The organism is Streptomyces boetiae (assembly GCF_031845405.1).
In the GTDB taxonomy this organism is placed as follows: domain Bacteria; phylum Actinomycetota; class Actinomycetes; order Streptomycetales; family Streptomycetaceae; genus Streptomyces; species Streptomyces boetiae.
This window is the reverse complement of the sequence record NZ_JAVREN010000009.1, coordinates 22,396-38,963: the sequence shown is the minus strand read 5'-3', so window position 1 is coordinate 38,963 and position 16,568 is coordinate 22,396. Positions and strand designations below refer to the sequence as shown.

Annotated in this window: 17 protein-coding genes and 2 tRNA genes; 7 read left to right on the top strand and 12 right to left on the bottom strand. The window is 71.4% G+C overall.

The genetic code is table 11. The features are described from left to right. The first annotated feature begins 81 nt into the window (after positions 1 to 81). The 3 genes from gyrA (at position 82) to RM780_RS08630 (ending at position 3,750) form a co-directional block, all read left to right on the top strand. A complete protein-coding gene (gene gyrA / locus RM780_RS08640; protein ID WP_311629971.1) occupies positions 82 to 2,727 on the top strand; it encodes a DNA gyrase subunit A in 2,646 nt (881 codons plus the stop codon). 225 nt (positions 2,728 to 2,952) lie between these two features. Beyond that, a complete protein-coding gene (locus tag RM780_RS08635) occupies positions 2,953 to 3,591 on the top strand; it encodes a DUF3566 domain-containing protein (RefSeq protein ID WP_311629970.1) in 639 nt (212 codons plus the stop codon). 82 nt (positions 3,592 to 3,673) lie between these two features. After that, positions 3,674 to 3,750 (top strand) — tRNA-Ile (locus tag RM780_RS08630). A gap of 55 nt (positions 3,751 to 3,805) precedes the next feature. Here the strand turns inward: RM780_RS08630 and RM780_RS08625 are convergent. The 11 genes from RM780_RS08625 to RM780_RS08575 all read right to left on the bottom strand — a co-directional run bounded on the left by RM780_RS08625 (position 3,806) and on the right by RM780_RS08575 (position 13,130). After that, a complete protein-coding gene (locus tag RM780_RS08625; RefSeq protein ID WP_311629969.1) occupies positions 3,806 to 4,966 on the bottom strand; it encodes a tyrosine-type recombinase/integrase in 1,161 nt (386 codons plus the stop codon). Further along, the gene (locus RM780_RS08620; RefSeq protein WP_311629968.1) at positions 4,967 to 5,164 is read right to left on the bottom strand and encodes a helix-turn-helix domain-containing protein; all 198 of its coding nucleotides are present in this window, start codon (positions 5,162 to 5,164) and stop codon (positions 4,967 to 4,969) included. 159 nt (positions 5,165 to 5,323) lie between these two features. After that, positions 5,324 to 6,559, bottom strand: a complete 1,236-nt coding sequence (locus RM780_RS08615) for a DUF3631 domain-containing protein (protein ID WP_311629967.1) — start codon at positions 6,557 to 6,559, stop codon at positions 5,324 to 5,326. Beyond that, complete coding sequence (locus RM780_RS08610; protein WP_311629966.1) at positions 6,556 to 7,446, bottom strand: bifunctional DNA primase/polymerase; 891 nt, start codon at positions 7,444 to 7,446, stop codon at positions 6,556 to 6,558. Before RM780_RS08610 ends, RM780_RS08615 begins: the two co-directional genes overlap by 4 nt. Positions 7,447 to 7,535: 89 nt before the next feature. After that, positions 7,536 to 8,000, bottom strand: a complete 465-nt coding sequence (locus tag RM780_RS08605) for a hypothetical protein (protein ID WP_311629965.1) — start codon at positions 7,998 to 8,000, stop codon at positions 7,536 to 7,538. Between the two features lie 206 nt (positions 8,001 to 8,206). Further along, positions 8,207 to 10,315: an ATP-binding protein gene (locus RM780_RS08600; protein ID WP_311629964.1), complete on the bottom strand. Its 2,109-nt coding sequence runs from the start codon at positions 10,313 to 10,315 to the stop codon at positions 8,207 to 8,209. 125 nt (positions 10,316 to 10,440) lie between these two features. Then, complete coding sequence (locus tag RM780_RS08595) at positions 10,441 to 10,770, bottom strand: RRQRL motif-containing zinc-binding protein (RefSeq protein WP_311629963.1); 330 nt, start codon at positions 10,768 to 10,770, stop codon at positions 10,441 to 10,443. Continuing rightward, positions 10,767 to 11,444, bottom strand: coding sequence for a DNA methylase (locus tag RM780_RS08590; RefSeq protein ID WP_311629962.1), 678 nt, complete (start codon positions 11,442 to 11,444; stop codon positions 10,767 to 10,769). Before RM780_RS08590 ends, RM780_RS08595 begins: the two co-directional genes overlap by 4 nt. 62 nt (positions 11,445 to 11,506) lie before the next feature. Then, entirely contained in the window at positions 11,507 to 12,343 is an 837-nt protein-coding gene (locus tag RM780_RS08585; protein ID WP_311630089.1) for a protein spdB, read from the bottom strand. A gap of 53 nt (positions 12,344 to 12,396) precedes the next feature. Beyond that, positions 12,397 to 12,870 carry a Pycsar system effector family protein gene (locus RM780_RS08580; RefSeq protein ID WP_311629961.1) on the bottom strand — a complete coding sequence of 158 codons (474 nt, stop codon included), beginning with the start codon at positions 12,868 to 12,870 and terminating at the stop codon, positions 12,397 to 12,399. Beyond that, a complete protein-coding gene (locus RM780_RS08575; RefSeq protein ID WP_311629960.1) occupies positions 12,867 to 13,130 on the bottom strand; it encodes a DUF6284 family protein in 264 nt (87 codons plus the stop codon). Before RM780_RS08575 ends, RM780_RS08580 begins: the two co-directional genes overlap by 4 nt. Before the next feature lie 572 nt (positions 13,131 to 13,702). Between RM780_RS08575 and RM780_RS08570 the strand changes: the two genes are divergently transcribed. From RM780_RS08570 to RM780_RS08560, 3 genes are all read left to right on the top strand, one after another. Beyond that, positions 13,703 to 14,545 (top strand): GntR family transcriptional regulator, encoded by an 843-nt coding sequence (locus tag RM780_RS08570; RefSeq protein WP_311629959.1) that lies wholly within the window; start codon positions 13,703 to 13,705, stop codon positions 14,543 to 14,545. Further along, positions 14,542 to 15,237, top strand: coding sequence for an HAD family hydrolase (locus RM780_RS08565; protein ID WP_311629958.1), 696 nt, complete (start codon positions 14,542 to 14,544; stop codon positions 15,235 to 15,237). The genes RM780_RS08570 and RM780_RS08565 overlap by 4 nt, the downstream gene beginning before the upstream one ends. Positions 15,238 to 15,534: 297 nt before the next feature. Then, positions 15,535 to 15,672 (top strand): DLW-39 family protein, encoded by a 138-nt coding sequence (locus tag RM780_RS08560; RefSeq protein ID WP_311629957.1) that lies wholly within the window; start codon positions 15,535 to 15,537, stop codon positions 15,670 to 15,672. A 115-nt stretch (positions 15,673 to 15,787) separates the two neighbouring features. Here RM780_RS08560 and RM780_RS08555 read toward each other — a convergent pair whose 3' ends face one another. After that, the gene (locus RM780_RS08555; RefSeq protein ID WP_311629956.1) at positions 15,788 to 16,348 is read right to left on the bottom strand and encodes a helix-turn-helix domain-containing protein; all 561 of its coding nucleotides are present in this window, start codon (positions 16,346 to 16,348) and stop codon (positions 15,788 to 15,790) included. A gap of 143 nt (positions 16,349 to 16,491) precedes the next feature. Between RM780_RS08555 and RM780_RS08550 the strand changes: the two genes are divergently transcribed. Beyond that, a tRNA-Ala gene (locus tag RM780_RS08550) sits at positions 16,492 to 16,564 on the top strand. Positions 16,565 to 16,568 lie beyond the last annotated feature (4 nt).

The following is a 16,568-nucleotide window of genomic DNA, read 5'->3' as shown; positions in this document are numbered from 1 at the left end:
GGGAGAACGCCCGCACGCCCCCGCCCGCCGCCACCCCCACGGCCGTCCCACGGCCGTTCGAAAGGAATCGGATCCACGGTCATGGCCGACGACACCACCACCCCCGCGCCCGGCGAGCCCCTGCCCGTGCCGCCGCAGCAGGAGGGCGCGCTGCGCATCGAGCCGGTCACGCTCGAAACCGAGATGCAGCGCTCCTACCTCGACTACGCGATGAGCGTGATCGTCTCCCGCGCCCTGCCCGACGTGCGCGACGGGCTCAAGCCCGTGCACCGCCGCGTGCTGTACGCCATGTACGACGGCGGGTACCGCCCGGAGCGCGGGTACTACAAGTGCGCGCGCGTCGTCGGCGACGTCATGGGCACCTACCACCCCCACGGCGACACCTCGATCTACGACGCCCTGGTGCGCCTGGCCCAGCCGTGGGCGATGCGGATGCCGCTGGTCGACTCCAACGGCAACTTCGGCTCCCCGGGCAACGACCCCGCCGCGGCCATGCGGTACACCGAGTGCCGGATGGCGCCGCTGGCCATGGAGATGCTGCGGGAGATCGACGAGGACACCGTCGACCTCCAGGACAACTACGACGGCCGCAACCAGGAGCCGACGGTCCTGCCCGCCCGCTTCCCGAACCTGCTGATCAACGGCTCGGCGGGCATCGCGGTCGGCATGGCCACCAACATCCCCCCGCACAACCTCCGCGAGGTCGCCGCCGGCGCCCAGTGGTACCTGGAGCACCCGGAGGCCGGCAGCGATGAGCTGCTGGAGGCCCTGATCGAGCGGATCAAGGGCCCCGACTTCCCCACCGGCGCGCTGATCGTCGGCCGCCGCGGCATCGAGGAGGCGTACCGCACCGGCCGCGGCTCGATCACCATGCGCGCGGTCGTGGAGGTCGAGGAGATCCAGGGCCGCCAGTGCCTGGTGGTCACCGAGCTGCCCTACCAGGTCAACCCCGACAACCTCGCGCAGAAGATCGCCGAGCTGGTCAAGGACGGCCGGATCAGCGGCGTCGCCGACGTCCGCGACGAGACCTCCTCGCGCACCGGCCAGCGCCTGGTGATCGTGCTGAAGCGGGACGCGGTCGCCAAGGTCGTTCTCAACAACCTCTATAAGCACACCGACCTGCAGACGAACTTCGGCGCCAACATGCTGGCCCTGGTCGACGGCGTCCCCCGGACCCTGTCGCTGGACGCCTTCATCCGCAACTGGGTCACCCACCAGATCGACGTCATCGTCCGCCGCACCCGGTACCGGCTGCGCAAGGCCGAGGAGCGCGCCCACATCCTGCGCGGCCTGCTCGCCGCGCTGGACGCGATCGACGAGGTCATCGCCCTGATCCGCCGCAGCGCCACCGTGGACGTGGCCCGCCAGGGCCTGATGGGCCTGCTGTCCATCGACGAGATCCAGGCCAACGCCATCCTGGAGATGCAGCTGCGCCGCCTGGCCGCCCTGGAGCGGCAGAAGATCACCGCCGAGCACGACGAGCTCCAGGCGAAGATCACCGAGTACAACGCCATCCTGGCCTCGCCCGAGCGGCAGCGCGCGATCATCGGCGAGGAGCTGGCCGCGATCGTCGAGAAGTTCGCCGAGGACCGCCGCACCGCGCTGATCCCCTTCGAGGGCGACATGTCCATCGAGGACCTGATCGCCGAGGAGGACATCGTCGTCACGATCACCCGCGGCGGCTACGTGAAGCGGACCAAGACCGACGACTACCGGGCGCAGAAGCGCGGCGGCAAGGGCGTGCGCGGCACCAAGCTGCGCGAGGACGACATCGTCGACCACTTCTTCGTCTCCACCACGCACCACTGGCTGCTGTTCTTCACGAACAAGGGCCGGGTCTACCGCGCCAAGGCCTACGAGCTGCCCGACGCCGGCCGCGAGGCCCGCGGCCAGCACGTGGCCAACCTCCTGGCCTTCCAGCCCGACGAGCGGATCGCGCGGATCCTGGCCATCCGCGACTACGAGGCCGCCCCCTACCTCGTGCTGGCCACCAAGTCCGGCCTGGTGAAGAAGACCGCGCTGAAGGACTACGACTCCCCTCGCTCCGGCGGCGTCATCGCGATCAACCTCCGGGAGATGGACGACGGCCGCGACGACGAGCTGATCGGCGCCGAGCTGGTCTCCCCCGACGACGACCTGCTGCTGATCAGCCGCAAGGCCCAGTCGATCCGCTTCACGGCCACCGACGACGTGCTGCGCCCGATGGGCCGGGCCACCTCGGGCGTGAAGGGCATGAGCTTCCGGGAGGGCGACGAGCTGCTGTCGATGAACGTCGTCCGCGCCGGGACGTTCGTCTTCACGGCCACCGACGGCGGGTACGCCAAGCGCACCCCCGTGGACGAGTACCGCGTGCAGGGCCGCGGCGGTCTGGGGATCAAGGCGGCCAAGATCGTGGAGGACCGCGGCTCCCTGGTGGGCGCCCTGGTGGTCGAGGACACCGACGAGATCCTGGCCATCACGCTGGGCGGCGGGGTGATCCGCACGCGGGTCAACGAGGTGCGCGAGACCGGCCGTGACACCATGGGCGTGTCGCTGATCAGCCTGGGGAAGCGGGACGCCGTCGTCGGCATCGCCCGCAACGCCGAGGCGGGCCGGGAGGCCGAGGAGGTCGACGGCACCGGCGACGCCGGGGACGCCGAGGAGGGCGCCGCCGGCCCCGGCGAGGCGCCCGGCGATGCCGCTGCCTCGGAGACGACCCCGGCTGACCTGCCGGGAGATGAGGAGTGAGACGGGCGTGAGCCGTTTCGAGGGGCGCCGCCGACGGCCCGCGAGCGGTGCGGGATGCTCCGCGCCGCTCGGGCGCCGCCGCCGGCCCGCGCGGGAACGCCGGGCCGCCCCCGGGACGTTCTCTGCCCATCCAGCCGGGCGGCACGGGTGTGCCTGGCATCCGATCCGGGGACACCGGTCCCCGGGGACTTGTCCCCAGCAGCCACGACTCGTGGGGGAACCACGATGACCAGTGCCAGACCCGTAGATCCCTATCCCCAGGGGGGCCGCGCCTCCCGGGAGGGCCAGAGCTACCACCCGCCGCAGGCGTACCCCGCGCCGCCCGGCGCCGCCCCGACCGTGGGGCAGCAGAGCCCGCAGCAGACTCAGCGGAGTCAGCAGCAGGGCACGCAGACCGGCAGCCGGGGCGCGCAGCAGCGCTCCGGGCAGACCCAGGGCGGGGGCGTGCGCGTCTCGCGCACCGGCGCGCGCACCGTGCCGCGCACCCGGAAGGCGCGGCTGCGGATCTCCAAGGCCGACCCGTGGTCGGTGATGAAGGTCGCCTTCCTGCTGTCCATCGCGCTCGGCATCTGCACGATCATCGCCGTGGGCGTGCTGTGGATGGTCATGGACGCGATGGGCGTCTTCTCCACGGTGGGCGAGACCATCCGCGAGGCGACGGCGGCGGACGCCGAGTCGGACGCCGACAGCGGCTTCGACCTCCAGGCCTTCCTGTCGCTGCCGCGGGTGCTCGGCTTCACGACGCTGATCGCGATCATCGACGTCGTGCTGGCCACCGCCCTGGCCACCCTGGGCGCCTTCATGTACAACCTGTCGGCCGGCTTCGTCGGCGGCATCGAGGTGACCCTGGCGGAGGACGAGTAACGGCCTCCGCCCCCGCGAGGGCCGCCCGCCCCCAACCGATTTGGGCGGCGGGGTACGGATGCGCTAGCCTTTCCGTGCACCCGGGGCTATAGCTCAGATGGTTAGAGCGCATCCCTGATAAGGATGAGGCCACAGGTTCAAGTCCTGTTAGCCCCACCAGCCAAAACGCCCCCGGCCAGGGATGGCCGGGGGCGTTTGACATCTACGGCCGACATCAGCCGGGCTGATTTCCCCCTCTCAGAAGGTCCGCGAGCAGCGTGGCGGCGGCCCGCTGGTCGTCATCCACAACGTGTGTGTAGATGTCGAGCGTCATGCTGATCTGGCTGTGCCGGAGGATCGCCTGCGCCGCCTTCGGGTGCACCTTCAGGAAGGCCAGCAGGGTCCCGCACGTGTGCCGGGCCAGCCGGACCGTGATCCGGCGGACCGGCGCCCGTCCGACGAGGGTGTCGAACGTCCGCGAGAAGCCGCGCGGCTCGATCGGCCCGCCGTGCCGCTCGGTGAAGATCAGGTCTTCCCCCGGCTCCTGGTGCCAGTGCTCGCCGGCCGCTTCCCGCTCCGTCCGCTGCACCTTCTCGCGCTCGCGCAGGGCCTCGGCGACGAACGGCGGGAGGGGCAGCGCGGCGTGCGAAGAGTTGGTCTTCAGCAGCTTCTTGACGACCAGCTTGCCCTTTTCCCGCTGTACCTGCCGGGTCGGGGTGAACTGCTCGTTGTCGAAGTCGATGTCCGACCAGCGCATCCCGAGCAGTTCGCCCCGGCGCAGGCCCAGCGTCAGCAGCACGACGAACGCGGCGTAGAGGCGGTGCCGCCGGGCCGTTCCGAGAAAGGTGATGGCCTCCTTCGCGGACCAGGGCTTCCGCTCCTGCTTATCCGTCGTCGGCATGTCCACCAGCTCCGCGACGTTGCGTGTCACCAGTTCCTCCCGCCGGGCCCGGTTGAGTGCGTTCCGGAGAACGCGCAGGGTCTCGGCCCGCGTCGGGGCAGGAACGCCGTCCTTCTTCATTCGCGCCAGGGCATCGCGTACCTGGTGCGGGGTGAGCCTGGGAAGGGCCTTTTTCCCGAGGTAGGGAATCAGGTAGAGCCGTACCTTCCCCTCGTACTTGGCGTACGTGTTGAACGCGGTGGACGGCTGCACGATCTGAGCGAGCCAGTACGTCAGCCAGTCCCCGACCGTCCAGGCCCGAGAGGGGACGGGGACGCCGTTCCGCTCCTGGTCCTGAAGCTTGGCCAGCTTCTCGGCAACCTCGTTGTACGTCCGGCCGTACCGGTAGACCCGCACTCGGATGCCGTCCGAGTTGGTGACGTAGGCGGCGCCCTGGTAACGGCCGTCTTTCCGCTTGGTGATCGTTCCCCCACCGTTGGGGCGGCGCTTGGCCATTCAGTCGTTCTCCTCGATCTGCCGGCGGATGAACGCGGGGATCTCATCGGCCGGGATGCGGCGGGCACGGCCGATGGTCAGGCTCCGGAGTTGGCCGGAGCGGATGAGGTCGTAGACCTTGGATCGGCTGAGCCGCAGAGCGGCCATGACTTCCGGGACGGTGAGTGCTTCGTGCGGGGTGGGCACGGCGGTGCTCACGCTGGTGCCTCCTTGGCGCGCGGTCTCTCCCCTCGGGCGTCCGCAACATCCGCCACGCCGCAACACCGCAGGTCAGCGGCTTGGATCTGTGGCGGATTCCCGTGGTGTGGCGGATGGGGTCCGCCACACCACGGGCGTTTCTCGCGAGGGGTCGGGTGCTCAGGCGGGGACGCCGAAGGGGGCGGCGTCGCTCTGGCTGTGGCGGGGCGTATCCGCAACAGGCGGCTCTCCCGCCACGGCGGCACCCCTGGTGACCTGGGGTGTGGCGGATGTTGCGGGTGTGGCGGTTCCCTGAGCCGGGGGGCAGTAGCGGGTCCACGCGTCGGCCAGATCCTCGGCGTAGTAGCCCTTGGGCGTGCCGGAGGCCGTGCGGATGCCGCGCGGCCGGATGGGGCGGTTGGCCGCCGTGACGTACTCGCTGAGCATCCGGGACAGGCCACGGGAAGTGAGGGGCTTGCCGCCCATGTCGCCCCAGGGGGCGTCTTCCATGGCGTTGAGCATGTCGAGAATGACGGCGGTAGGCATCCGGTCCGCGCCGCAGAACACCGTGTCTCGCAGATCGGTCAGCAGCCGGATACCAAGGGACGCCTTGTCGTCGTCCTTGGCGGCGGTGACCAGCTCGACGCAGGCAGCGCGGGCCCGTCGCGGCCAGTCGCCGCCGGCGGCGTCCGCGACGGCGAGCAGCGGTTCCCACACGTCCGCCGGGCGGTCGGTGACGCCCTCCGGCATCGCGGGCCAGACCCCTTCGACCTGCTTGCGGACGCTCTCGGCCCAGCGCGCGAGCCGGTCCCGCAGCGCGTTGCCCTCCTTCTCGTGGACGCGCTGCCGGTAGGGCTGGACCTTCTCGTTGGGGGCCCGGCGCCGCATGCGGATGATGACGCTGCGGGTGAGGATGGTGTCGGGCAGGCTGCCGAGCCCGGCCATGGCCACGGCGCAGTACGACGGGAAGGCCACGACGCTCTGTGCGCCGCCGTCGCCCACGCACCGGTACGTCACGCCGGAGCGGCGGTGACCGGCATTGAGGAAGCCGCGCAGCTCCTCGTTGTCCCCCGCCTTGGGGCCGAACACGGTATCGATCTCGTCAAACAGGATGGTGGGCCGCCCGTCCGTGCCGGAGACGGCGCGGAAGAGGGCCGCCGCGCTGGCGTTGACGGCGACCATGGGGCGGGGAACGAGGGTTTCCACGATCTCCAGGGCGCGGGACTTCCCCGAGCCCGGTTCGGGGGAGAGGAACGCCAGCCGGGGCGTGGAGTCGAAGCAGTCGAGTAGATGGGCGTGCGCGTCCCACAGCACGACGGCCACGTAAGCGGCTTCGGAGGGGAAGGCGTTGAACCGGCGGTGGAACCGCTCCACCTCGTTGAACAGGGCGGCACCGTCCACAGGCTGTGTGTTCATGCGGCTCCCGCCGTCCGTCCGAGTCCGTTGGTGACGGCGCGGGCCGCGTACGCCTCGGGCACGCCGACCATGACGGCGGCCTCGATGACGGCCTGCCCGAGTGCGTCCAGACCGCACGGCCCGGGGCACGCGGCGTGCTGTCCGGCGAGGAAGCGCGCGACGCCGAACGCCTGGCTGCCGGCGCCCTGTTCGGTCCGTGCGCGGACGAGGGCCAGGCCACGTTCGAGGCCGGTGCGGACGTAGCGTTCGGTGTGGCGGCAGCCGGTGGCAACCGACCTATCCCACCCCGCGCGGGGGGTTGAAGAGACCACCGGCCCGCTTCCGCGCGGGGTGGTCTCTTCCTTCCTCGCCAGCTCCGGGACGGCGGGCGGCAGCGCGGTCATGGTGCCGGTGCCGGGCCCGAGCCAACGGGCGTAGGACATCGTGGACTTGATGTCCACGCCGGGGCGTACGGCGTTGGCGGAGCGGGTGGCGCCCCGGTAGATCCAGTGCTCGCCCCGGGTGGTGGGCACGGTCCGGGTGGGGGGCAGCGTCGCGCGGGCCCAGGCGACGGCGGCGGGGTTGTCCAGGTCCACCACGGTGACTCCGGCGCCGCCGGGGTGGTAGGCGACCGCCCCGGCCGTCTGCCAGGCCCGTGCCCACGCGGGGGAGGTGAGGACGGCGGGGTCGGTGGTGGCGGCGGCCCAGCCGTGGCACGGCGCCGGGCAGCAGCAGGGCCCGGCGGCGAGCATGGTCGGCCGTCCACCGCACGCGCCGGGCGTCGGCCCGGCGCAGGCGGGACAGTTGGGTACGGGCCGCTTGCCCGCGCTGAGCGGCAGCACGGGCACCCCGCCTGCCGCCAGGTCTACCGCAGCGCGCAGCAGCGCGGAGCGGGAGGCATACGTCATGCTGGAGGTCTCCAGTTCTCTTCGATGGGGCTGGTGACCGGGGCGGGCCGCGTGTCTTTGGCGAGATGGGGCGGCCCGCTCCGGCGTGTTCAGGTGTGGAAGTGGTTGCGCTTGATGACGGCCTTGCGGATGTGGACGGTGGTTCCGGGGCTGTGGGGGCGGTGCCCGAGGATCTGCGCTGCGATGAGACCGCCGAAGATGACGGCGGCGAGGATGACGAGCTGGGTGAGGAGCGCGGTCAGCGCGGCGATGAAGGTGGTGAGCAGGAGCAGGCCGCCGCAGACGCCGGCGAACCCGACGCCCGCGAGGGCGAGGTTGAGGGCCGTGCGGGAGACGGCCGGGACCTGCTCGGGGACGGCGGCGGGTGCCGGGGTGGTGGGGGTGAGGGTGTAGCCGGTGACGATGCGGCCGTCCGGGAGCTGGACCGTGTGCAGCACGGGGGCCGCGTGCGGCTGGTAGGGCACCAGCGGCGGCGCCGGGGTGGGGATGGGGGTGGGGTAGTGGACGGCTTCGGCCGGTCCGGGGGTCGGGTGGCCGGGGGGTTCGGGGAGCATGGCGGGAGTCCTCTCAGGCAGTAGTGCAGGGAGGTGGGGGCACCCCCTGCCGGGGGCGCGTGGAGGGGGTTTTCGCAGGTGTGCGGGGGGTGCCTCCCTGCCTCCCTGAACGATCATTTGTGCAGGTCAGGGGGAGGGAGGCGGGCCAGGGAGGGGGTGAGGGAGTTCTCCCTGCCTCCCTGGCCCGCGTGGGGTGTGGCTCCCTGCTATCCGGCGGCCGTTCCGGCGTCGCCTTCGGGCCGGTTGGTCAGCGCGTGGGCGATGCGGTCGCGGCCGATGACCATGCGGCCGTCCGACTTGTAGGGCTCGGCGCCGGTGCCTTCCAGCACGCGGGTGAGGTCCCCGAAGGACCAGTGGCCGTATGCCTTCGCGTTCCGCGCGGCAAGGCGCTTGAGCACGTCCTGGGTCAGCAGCCGCGGGGCGGTGCCGATGACGGCGGCGATGTCGGCCAGCGGGTCGTGCTGCTGGCCGGTGTCGAGGACGTGCACGGTGGTGACGCCGTCGCGCATGGCCTTGGCCCGGGTGGCGACTTCGCCGGCGTCGTCGGTGGAGATGTAGTGGGTGCGCACGGTGAGGGATGCCTGCCCGGCGGGGACTTCGATGCCGTCCGAGGCGACGACGAGGGTGCCCTTGTCGAGCCCTTGGCGCAGCAGGTGGGGGGCAGCTCCGCCGTCCACCGCCTTGTCCCCCAGCGCCATGCGTGCCTGGGACTCGGTGCCCAGGGCGAGGGAGGCGCGGGTGTGGGCGCCTTCGCGCACGAGCTTGGGGAGGTTCTGGTCGGTGGGGTCCTGGGTGCCCTGCCAGAGCATGACGTTGACGGCCCGCCCCTGGTTGTGGATCTTCCGCGCGGCCATGAAGTACCGGCTGGTGGCCTTCGAGCCGCCGTAGGGCCGCTTCTCCCCGTCCAGCGCGGGGCACATAAACGCCATCTGCGCCTCATCCACGACCAGGATCAGCGGCGGGTGCACGGTGCCGGGCGGTGCCTGAAGGCGGCGCTCCATCTCCGCAACGCCACCCTCGACCATCTCGGTCGCCTCGATCACGTGGTCATCCGTGGGCCCTTGGATGAGCACCGAGGCCAGGCCGTCGAACATGCCCCAGTCCCCGACGCCCTTGAGGTCCGCGATGCGGAACTCCACGGACGGGTCGAGCGCCAGCCACAACGCGAGCGCGCGCAGGGCGGCGGTCTTACCCTGGTTGGACAGACCGGTCACCAGAAGGTGGCGCTGGTAGAGGCTGAGGGCGGCGGCGTCCCCGCGCAGGTCCTGGCCCCAGGGGGCGCGGCCGGTCTTGTAGTTCGCCTTCAGGTCGGGGTCGGTGACCAGCGGGGACGGCCCGATCGGCTCATCCAGCGCCCCGGAGTCCGCGATCCACAACCTGACGGTCCGGGCGGCGGTGGGGATGGTGATGAACACCTCGTGCTCGTGGCGGCCCAGGTTCTCCGCGAGCTTCCGGCGGCGGTTCTGCACCTCGATGGTGGAGACGCCGGAGGGCAGCGTGGCGTCCACCTCGACGCCGCACCCGGCGAGCACGATGGGCGAGAGCATCGCCGCGCCGGCGTCACCCATCTCCTTGATGGCCTTCCGCAGCGTCGGGATGCCCAGGTCCCGCAGGGCGGTCACCACGACGGAGGGGGTGATGGGGGCGCCGGCGTCATCGCGCTCCCGCGCGGGGAGGGTCCAGTTGGGGGCGGCCTGGCGCCGCCGCCCGACTGCCCACAGCCCGGCCACGGCCGCCCACGGCCCGATCAGCACGCCGATGCCCCACACGATCGAGGCGACGAACAGCAGGCCGTTGACCAGCTCGATCGCCGCCATCAGGGGCGTGCCCAGCTCGGTGAAGTCCTCACTCGCCAGCGCCATGACGACCCCCAGCAGCAGCAGCGCGCCCACCGTGGCCCCCGCCCCGGCGGCGGCGCTCTTCGCGGCCTGAACAGGCGCGGTCAGCAGGTCCATGCGGCGCCGGTGCCGGGCCGCGCGGAACCGCGCCCCCCGCTCCTCCCACGCCACGGCCGCGTCGTGGTTCCCGGCTGCCTCCGCAGCGCGGAGCATCCGCTCATACCGGGCGGCGGTGCGGCTGTCCCACACCCGTCGCACCACGATCCGGCCCCCGCCGATCACGTACATGCCGTGCCGGACCACCGCCCGGCCCGCACCCATCGCGCGCTCGTGCCCCACCACCGTGCGGACCACACGGCCGGAACGCACCCACAGCCGCTCCGGCCGCGACGGGACACCGGCGGCCGGGGCCGCCTGCTCCGGCGGCGGGTCCTTGAACAGATGGACGATGTTGCCGCCCGTGCCGTTCGTGGTCATGCTGAAATCTCCTGACTGCCCCCGCAGCGCGGGAGCGGGATGAAGGAGCCCGTGGGGTGGCCTGCTTCCTTGGCCGGGTGTCGGCCACCCCACGGGTGAAGGGAGTTGAAGTGCTCCGCCGCCTTTCAGGCGGCGGGGTAGGCGCAGGGGACGCAGCAGCCCAGGGAGCGGGGGATGCAGTACCCGGCGTCTCGTTGGCAGGCGGGGCAGGTTCGGCGGGCGAGCATCGCTCGTGCGAGTGCGGCGCGTCGCGCGGCCGTCATGGGCCGCACCGGTGCGGCGTGGTCGATGCGGTAGAGGAAGGCCACCAGTGGTGGGCGGCCCCGGCGCCGGGGCCGTTCGAGAACGGCCACGGGGTCATGCCCGCCGGGCCGCAGGCCGCGTGCCCGGAGCTGGCGGCGGGTCGCAAGCCCCTCAGGAGCGCACCGCCACGGGTACGTGGGAACGGTGCTCATGCCGCGCTCACCTCCGCCTCGCGTGCGACGGCGGCGAGTCGTGCGGCGGGGTCGGGTTCGTAGTGGGCGGCCCATTCGCCGGTGGTGATGAACTCCCGCCCGATGTGGGCGGTGTAGGCGGGTGGGATGGCCTCGGTCAGCTCGCGGTGATCGCTGGTCCAGTGGATGCCCATGGCCTGCTGCATCTCCGCGACGGTGCCCTTGCCGCCGCCGTTGCCGTAGGCCGCGATGTACGGGCCGTCGCGGTAGACGCCGTGGCGCCAGCCGCGCACCGGGCCCCGGTGGGGGCGGTGCGGGCGGGGAAGGGCGGGCCAGAACCCGATCTCGAAGTGCCGGTGCCGCAGTACCGCCAGGCCGAACATCTCCCCGCACAGGGTGATGTCCTTGCGCAGCGCGGCGCCGGAGACGTTTTCGATCACGTACGGCACGCCGTACCAGTCCAGGACTTCCCGCATCGCGGGGATGAGGTCGGTGTGCGTGCGCTGGCCACGGTTGGTGCCCTTGGTCAGCGCGCAGGAGAACTGACACGGCGGGGAGGCGTGCACGAGGTGGAAGTCCCCGGACATCTCCCGGCAGGCGTCCAACGCGTCCCCCTCGACGAACGGGAAGGGGTAGTTGGGGCGGGGGGTGATGTCCACCCCGACCACCTCGAACCCCGCCAGCCAGTAACCCATCCCCGCCCCGCCAGCCCCGCAGAACAGGTCCAGCACCCGAGGCCGACGCGACGCACGTCCCATCACGCCGCCCCCGCCTGCGTCGTCACGCGCCGCCAGGCGGCCCGCAGCCGGGTCTCCCCGGCGCTGTGACCGGCCGCCCGGAAGCGGGCGGATAGCTCCCGGTATGAGGGCGGCGGGGTCTCGCTGGCGAAGAGGTCCCGGACGATCCGGTCAAGGTCGTCATCGCTCAGCACGGGCGCCGCCTCCAGCACGGCGGCCGACTCGACCGGCCCCCAGACGGGTAGGTCCCACCGGGGCTGTGACGCGGGTGTGACGCGCTCTGTCACGCAGGTCAGCGCCTCTGCGGTGCCGTCGCCTCGACGGGCCGCCTCCAGCGCCGACCACGCCCCGGAGAGCCGTTCAGCGGTCTTGGCCTGGACACGTGCGACACGCGCCCCGGCCTCCGTCACGGCCACGAGTCGGGTTTCCTCCGTGACCGCTTCGGCCCTCAGCCGGGCGCGGGCAACGGCCGCCCCGTCCCGGGCTTCCTGCTGGATGCTGCGGATCGCGTCCAGCGCGGCGGGGGTGAGCGCCGTGCGCTCCCACATGCCGTGCACGAGCCACAACGCCTTCGCCGCGAGCGGCAGCCAGGCCACCGCCAGCCACGCGCCGGGCGACTCCTCCCCGAGCGCGTGGGCGATCAGCACACAGGTCGCGACAATGCCGAAGGACCAGCCGACCGCCGTCACGACGGTCGAGTGGTCCCCCTGAGCGGCCAGCCGCCGCTCGTAGGCCAGAGTCGCGAGCCACCCGCCGTCGAGGCCGATGCCGACCACCAGGGCCACCTGCCACGGCATCGAGGCGCCCAGCCACATCACGACCACGGCCAGGGTTAAGACCATGGACACGACCGTCATGGCGACGGCCGGACCGACCGTCAGGAGCCGATTGAACCTCACCGCGAAGCGGTTCACCACGCACCCCCGGCCGCGATCAGGGCCGCGATGGCGAGCAGCACGCCGGCGGCGCGGATGAGGTCCACGGCGCGCTGAAGGCGCTTGTGCTTGGCGACCGCCTGGCGGGCCAGGACGGTGACGGCCTCGGGGCGGTGGTCGGTGGTGATCTCCTGCCGCAGCCGCTCGGGGGTCAGGCTCGCCCAGTCGAGGAGCCAGCCCTTCGCGACGGGGGTCAGGCGGGGGCGGACCACCGACAGCAGCGCCTCACCCGCCCCGGCCAGCACCACCGCGCCCAGCGCACCGGGGATCAGCGCGGCGGCCGACAGGTCCAGCGAGCCGCCCACGGCCAGCACGCCCGCGAACACCGCGCCGACCAGCGCCAGTAGCATCGACGCCTTGGTGTCCGTCCGGGCGATCTGCGCCCGCGTCTCTTCCAGCGCCTCCGACAACGCCGCATCCCGGCTACGCACCGGCAGAGGGGTGCTCACGCGCCCACCTCCGGGATACCGGCGGTGCGGTTGGCCAGGGCGCGGCGGGCCGCGAGAACCTTGCGGCGGGCGCGGCGGGTGCGCCGTTCGTCCACCTCGGTGGGGGTGCGGTCCAGGGTGATGATCTGCGCGTCCAGCAGCTCGACTTCCGCCAGGATCAGCGGCATCTCCTGCTCGATCGCCTCCAGTTCCGCGTTCGACGGCCCGGCGTCGAACGGGTCGGCGGTAACGGCCGCCTGAAGTGCAACGATGGTGCTCATGGGTCGTGGGTTCCTCTCACGGACGGAACGGCCCAGACAGCGGCACCCGGGTGGCCCCCCGGGTGCCGCGCGCCGTTGGAGTCGGCTTCCGGCTCCCCCCGCCCCGCCCGTCCGGGGCCGCGCGATGCGCGGGCCAGAACGGGCGGAGAGAGGCAACCGGCCGCAGCCTTGCTGCGATGCCAGGAAGAAGCGGACCGTGCTACCGCACTGGCGCCGCCGGCCGGTCCAACACGGCGGCGCCCAACGGGGTCGGAGCATCACGACTCCTGTCGGTCGAAGAGAACGGGACGGTGCTGCAAGGGGGACTCGCGGTCCCCACCCTCCGGCCGTTGCTCGCGGTCACCGGGCCACCTCGCCAGTCGGGCCGAAGCCCTGTCCCCTGGCCTTCAGCGGGATTGCAGCGTCCCCGCCTTGCGCGTTGTGGAGGCAGCCCGAAGAAGGCCCTCCGGTCGTCCCTGCCTTCCGGCCGGTGCGACATGACCAACATACGCAGCCTGGCTAGGCAGGTCAACCCACATGGGGAGGATGGCCTTCCTGCGCTTCCTGGGGAAGCGCACCCTAAAATAGGGTGCATGAGCCTCGACCCTGACGACACGCGTCCGGCATTTCAGCAGGTCAGCAGCGCATTGCGGGCCGACATCCTCACGGGTAAGTACCAGCCGGGAGATCAGATCCCCTCCGGCCCGGAGCTGGTGCAGCGGTACGGGGTCGCCAAGGCCACCGTCGCCAAGGCGCTCGACCTGCTGCGCGACGAGGGGCTGATCGTGACGCGGAAGGGCAAGGGGTCGTTCGTCCGGCACCGGACGGAACGGCCGGTCGGGCTGCGGCCCCACCTCGAAGCGGCCTTCGAGGAACCGCAGGTGACCATCGATTTCGCGGGGTTTTCCAGCGAGACGCTGCACAACGCGATTCAGGAGCCGCTGGACAAGGTTCGGTCGGGGCGGCTCACTCCGCAGTCCATTGCCGTCCGGCTGCTGCTCCCGGACAGCACGGAACCGATGGCCGTACCGGTCCTGGTGGACGGCCTGAGCGACGACAGGGCCCTCAGGCAGCGGGCGGGGCAGATCGCGACCATGAACGCCGGCGGCATCAAGCACTCGGTCGAGGTGCTCGCTGAGCTGGGCCTTGTCCAGTCGGCGTCCGTGGAGATCCGGTTCTACAAGGCGTCGGCCCTTTTCAAGCTCTACATCATCAACGGCGGCGAAGCGTTCTTCGGCTTCTATCCGCTCCGTCAGCGCACGATGACCGTGGAGGACGACTCGAAGACGTTCTTCGACATCACCGGCAAGGACACTACGCTTTTCCACCACTCGGTAGGCCCGGACGAAGCGGCGCTCGGGTCCCAGTACGTTCGGCAGTCCCAAATGTGGTTCGACAGTGCATGGAGCACCATTGCCTATGAACGGAGCACATGATGCAGCCGAAAGGTGCCCTCGCGGACTCGCTCAGCGGTGTTCGGTTGGTGCTGGTGGACTTCGACGGACCGTTCTGCTCGGTCTTCGCGGGCATCCCGGCCGATGAGGTCTCGGCAAGGCTGCGGCAGCAGCTCTCCGGGGCGGGGCATCCGCTGTCCCCGGCGTGGGAGGCGGAGCCGGACCCGCTCGCGCTGCTCAGCCGCATCGCGGGTGACGCCCCCGCCCTCGTGCCCGAGGCGGACAAGCTCTTGACCGAACTGGAGACCGAGGCGGCTGGTCTCGCCAGGCCGAACGAGGACGTGGAGCGCGTGCTCGAAGCGTGTGCCCATACGGGCCGGTCCGTGGCCGTGGTCAGCAACAACTCCGGGGCGTCCATCCGTGCCTACCTGGCTCAGCACGCGCTGACCTCGCGCGTCGCACAGGTCTACGGCCGGGTGCCGGGCGATCCGGCGTCGATGAAGCCGAGTCCGCGGCTTCTGCTTGACGCTATGGGGGACGTGCCGCCGGCGGCGTGCGTCTTCCTCGGGGACGCGGTGCGGGACGTGGAGGCGGGCCACGCTGCCGGAGTCGCCACGATCGGGTACGCGAACAAGGAGAGGAAGAAGCGGTCCCTTGCTGACGCCGGAGCCGTGGCGGTCGTCACGTCGCTGCTGCCGGTGGCCGATGCCTTGTACGGCAAGGATGTCGGCTGACATCACCTGACATCGCTTCCTGACATCAACAGCCCTGCACGAGCACGGACACCCGGGGATGTCTGTGGACTCGGGACTTTCGGCCCCGATTTGGAAGATCGTGGTCACGGAGGGCTATACTCGCCGCTGGATCGACCTGATAAGGATGAGGCCACAGGTTCAAGTCCTGTTAGCCCCACGCACGGCCCGGTCCGCCGGAATCCTCCGGCCGACCGGGCTTCTTCGTGCCAGGACACGGTTCGGTATCATCGGGCGCCATACGGTCCGATCACGTTTGAAGAAGGACGAGGTAGCGCGGTGAAGAAGCTCCTCCTGTTCGCCCTGGCGGTCGTCGGCGGTCTCCTCGTGTACCGGCAGATCCAGGCCGACCGCGCCGAGCAGGACCTGTGGACGGAGGCGACGGACTCCGTGCCGTCGGGCTCCTCCGGGTCCTGACCGGACACGCCGGGACCGGCACGCCATCACGCCCCCGGACCCACTCGGGTCCGAGGGCGTTGACGTGTGCGGGCTGTGCGCGAGCAAACGTTCCGGAGAGCGGTTCCGGGGTACGTCAGCCCTGGTGGCGCTCGTAGTGCTCGACGGCCTCGCGGGTTCGGGCCACGCCGTACACGCGGAGGAATTCCGCGAGTTCAGGATGGCTGTCGGACAATAGCCGCGAGGCGGCCTGGATCTCGCCCGCGTCGGAGACCGAGCGCAGCAGCGCCTGGATCTCGCGTACCACGCGCTTGGTCGGGTTCGCGGGAACACCCAGCGAACTGGAGCGGGTTGCCCCCGAGGCCGTGCTGAGGACGTTGCCCCCGGCGGTCCGACGGATCTCCTCCATCGACGCCGTCGCCTCCGCGGCGCTGACGCGCCCCGCGCGCACCTCGGTCGCCAGCTCCTGGAGCGAACGCACCCGCTGGACCACCGCGGGATTGCCGATCTTGGCGCGCTGGCCACTCATCAACTGCGACAGCATCGGTGCGGAAAGCCCCAGCACCACCGCCAGCCGGGCCTGGTTGAGCCCCAGGTCCGCGATAAGCCGGCGGAAGAGCGTCCCCAGGGGCTCCCCGTACCAGGTCGTCTGCTGCTCTCTTGCCTTTTCCGCAGACTCCTGTTGTGCTGCGTCCATCGTGTCTCCCCTGTTCTCCCCTGATCGCTTCACCTGAGCGAAGTTGCGCGTCATCCTACGGAGGGACCCGAGCCCGGGGCGATACCCGGTCAGTATCCGGCCGGAAGATTGGGTAACCTTGGCCGTGGCCTGTTCATGGCCCCGGGCCCTTAGCTCAGTTGGTAGAGCGCCGTCTTTGCATGGCGGATGTCAGGAGTTCGACTCTCCTAGGGTCCACCGC

What these genes read in the sequence shown, in the direction of transcription:
- RM780_RS08635 (WP_311629970.1), top strand. Translation starts at nt 2,953, where the DNA reads ATGACCAGTGCCAGACCCGTAGATCCCTATCCCCAGGGGGGCCGCGCC.
- gyrA (WP_311629971.1), top strand. Translation starts at nt 82, where the DNA reads ATGGCCGACGACACCACCACCCCCGCGCCCGGCGAGCCCCTGCCCGTG.
- RM780_RS08585 (WP_311630089.1), bottom strand. Translation starts at nt 12,343, where the DNA reads ATGACGGTCGTGTCCATGGTCTTAACCCTGGCCGTGGTCGTGATGTGG.
- RM780_RS08615 (WP_311629967.1), bottom strand. Translation starts at nt 6,559, where the DNA reads ATGAACACACAGCCTGTGGACGGTGCCGCCCTGTTCAACGAGGTGGAG.
- RM780_RS08575 (WP_311629960.1), bottom strand. Translation starts at nt 13,130, where the DNA reads ATGAGCACCATCGTTGCACTTCAGGCGGCCGTTACCGCCGACCCGTTC.
- RM780_RS08605 (WP_311629965.1), bottom strand. Translation starts at nt 8,000, where the DNA reads ATGCTCCCCGAACCCCCCGGCCACCCGACCCCCGGACCGGCCGAAGCC.
- RM780_RS08625 (WP_311629969.1), bottom strand. Translation starts at nt 4,966, where the DNA reads ATGGCCAAGCGCCGCCCCAACGGTGGGGGAACGATCACCAAGCGGAAA.
- RM780_RS08595 (WP_311629963.1), bottom strand. Translation starts at nt 10,770, where the DNA reads ATGAGCACCGTTCCCACGTACCCGTGGCGGTGCGCTCCTGAGGGGCTT.
- RM780_RS08570 (WP_311629959.1), top strand. Translation starts at nt 13,703, where the DNA reads ATGAGCCTCGACCCTGACGACACGCGTCCGGCATTTCAGCAGGTCAGC.
- RM780_RS08565 (WP_311629958.1), top strand. Translation starts at nt 14,542, where the DNA reads ATGATGCAGCCGAAAGGTGCCCTCGCGGACTCGCTCAGCGGTGTTCGG.
- RM780_RS08600 (WP_311629964.1), bottom strand. Translation starts at nt 10,315, where the DNA reads ATGACCACGAACGGCACGGGCGGCAACATCGTCCATCTGTTCAAGGAC.
- RM780_RS08555 (WP_311629956.1), bottom strand. Translation starts at nt 16,348, where the DNA reads ATGGACGCAGCACAACAGGAGTCTGCGGAAAAGGCAAGAGAGCAGCAG.
- RM780_RS08610 (WP_311629966.1), bottom strand. Translation starts at nt 7,446, where the DNA reads ATGACGTATGCCTCCCGCTCCGCGCTGCTGCGCGCTGCGGTAGACCTG.
- RM780_RS08590 (WP_311629962.1), bottom strand. Translation starts at nt 11,444, where the DNA reads ATGGGTTACTGGCTGGCGGGGTTCGAGGTGGTCGGGGTGGACATCACC.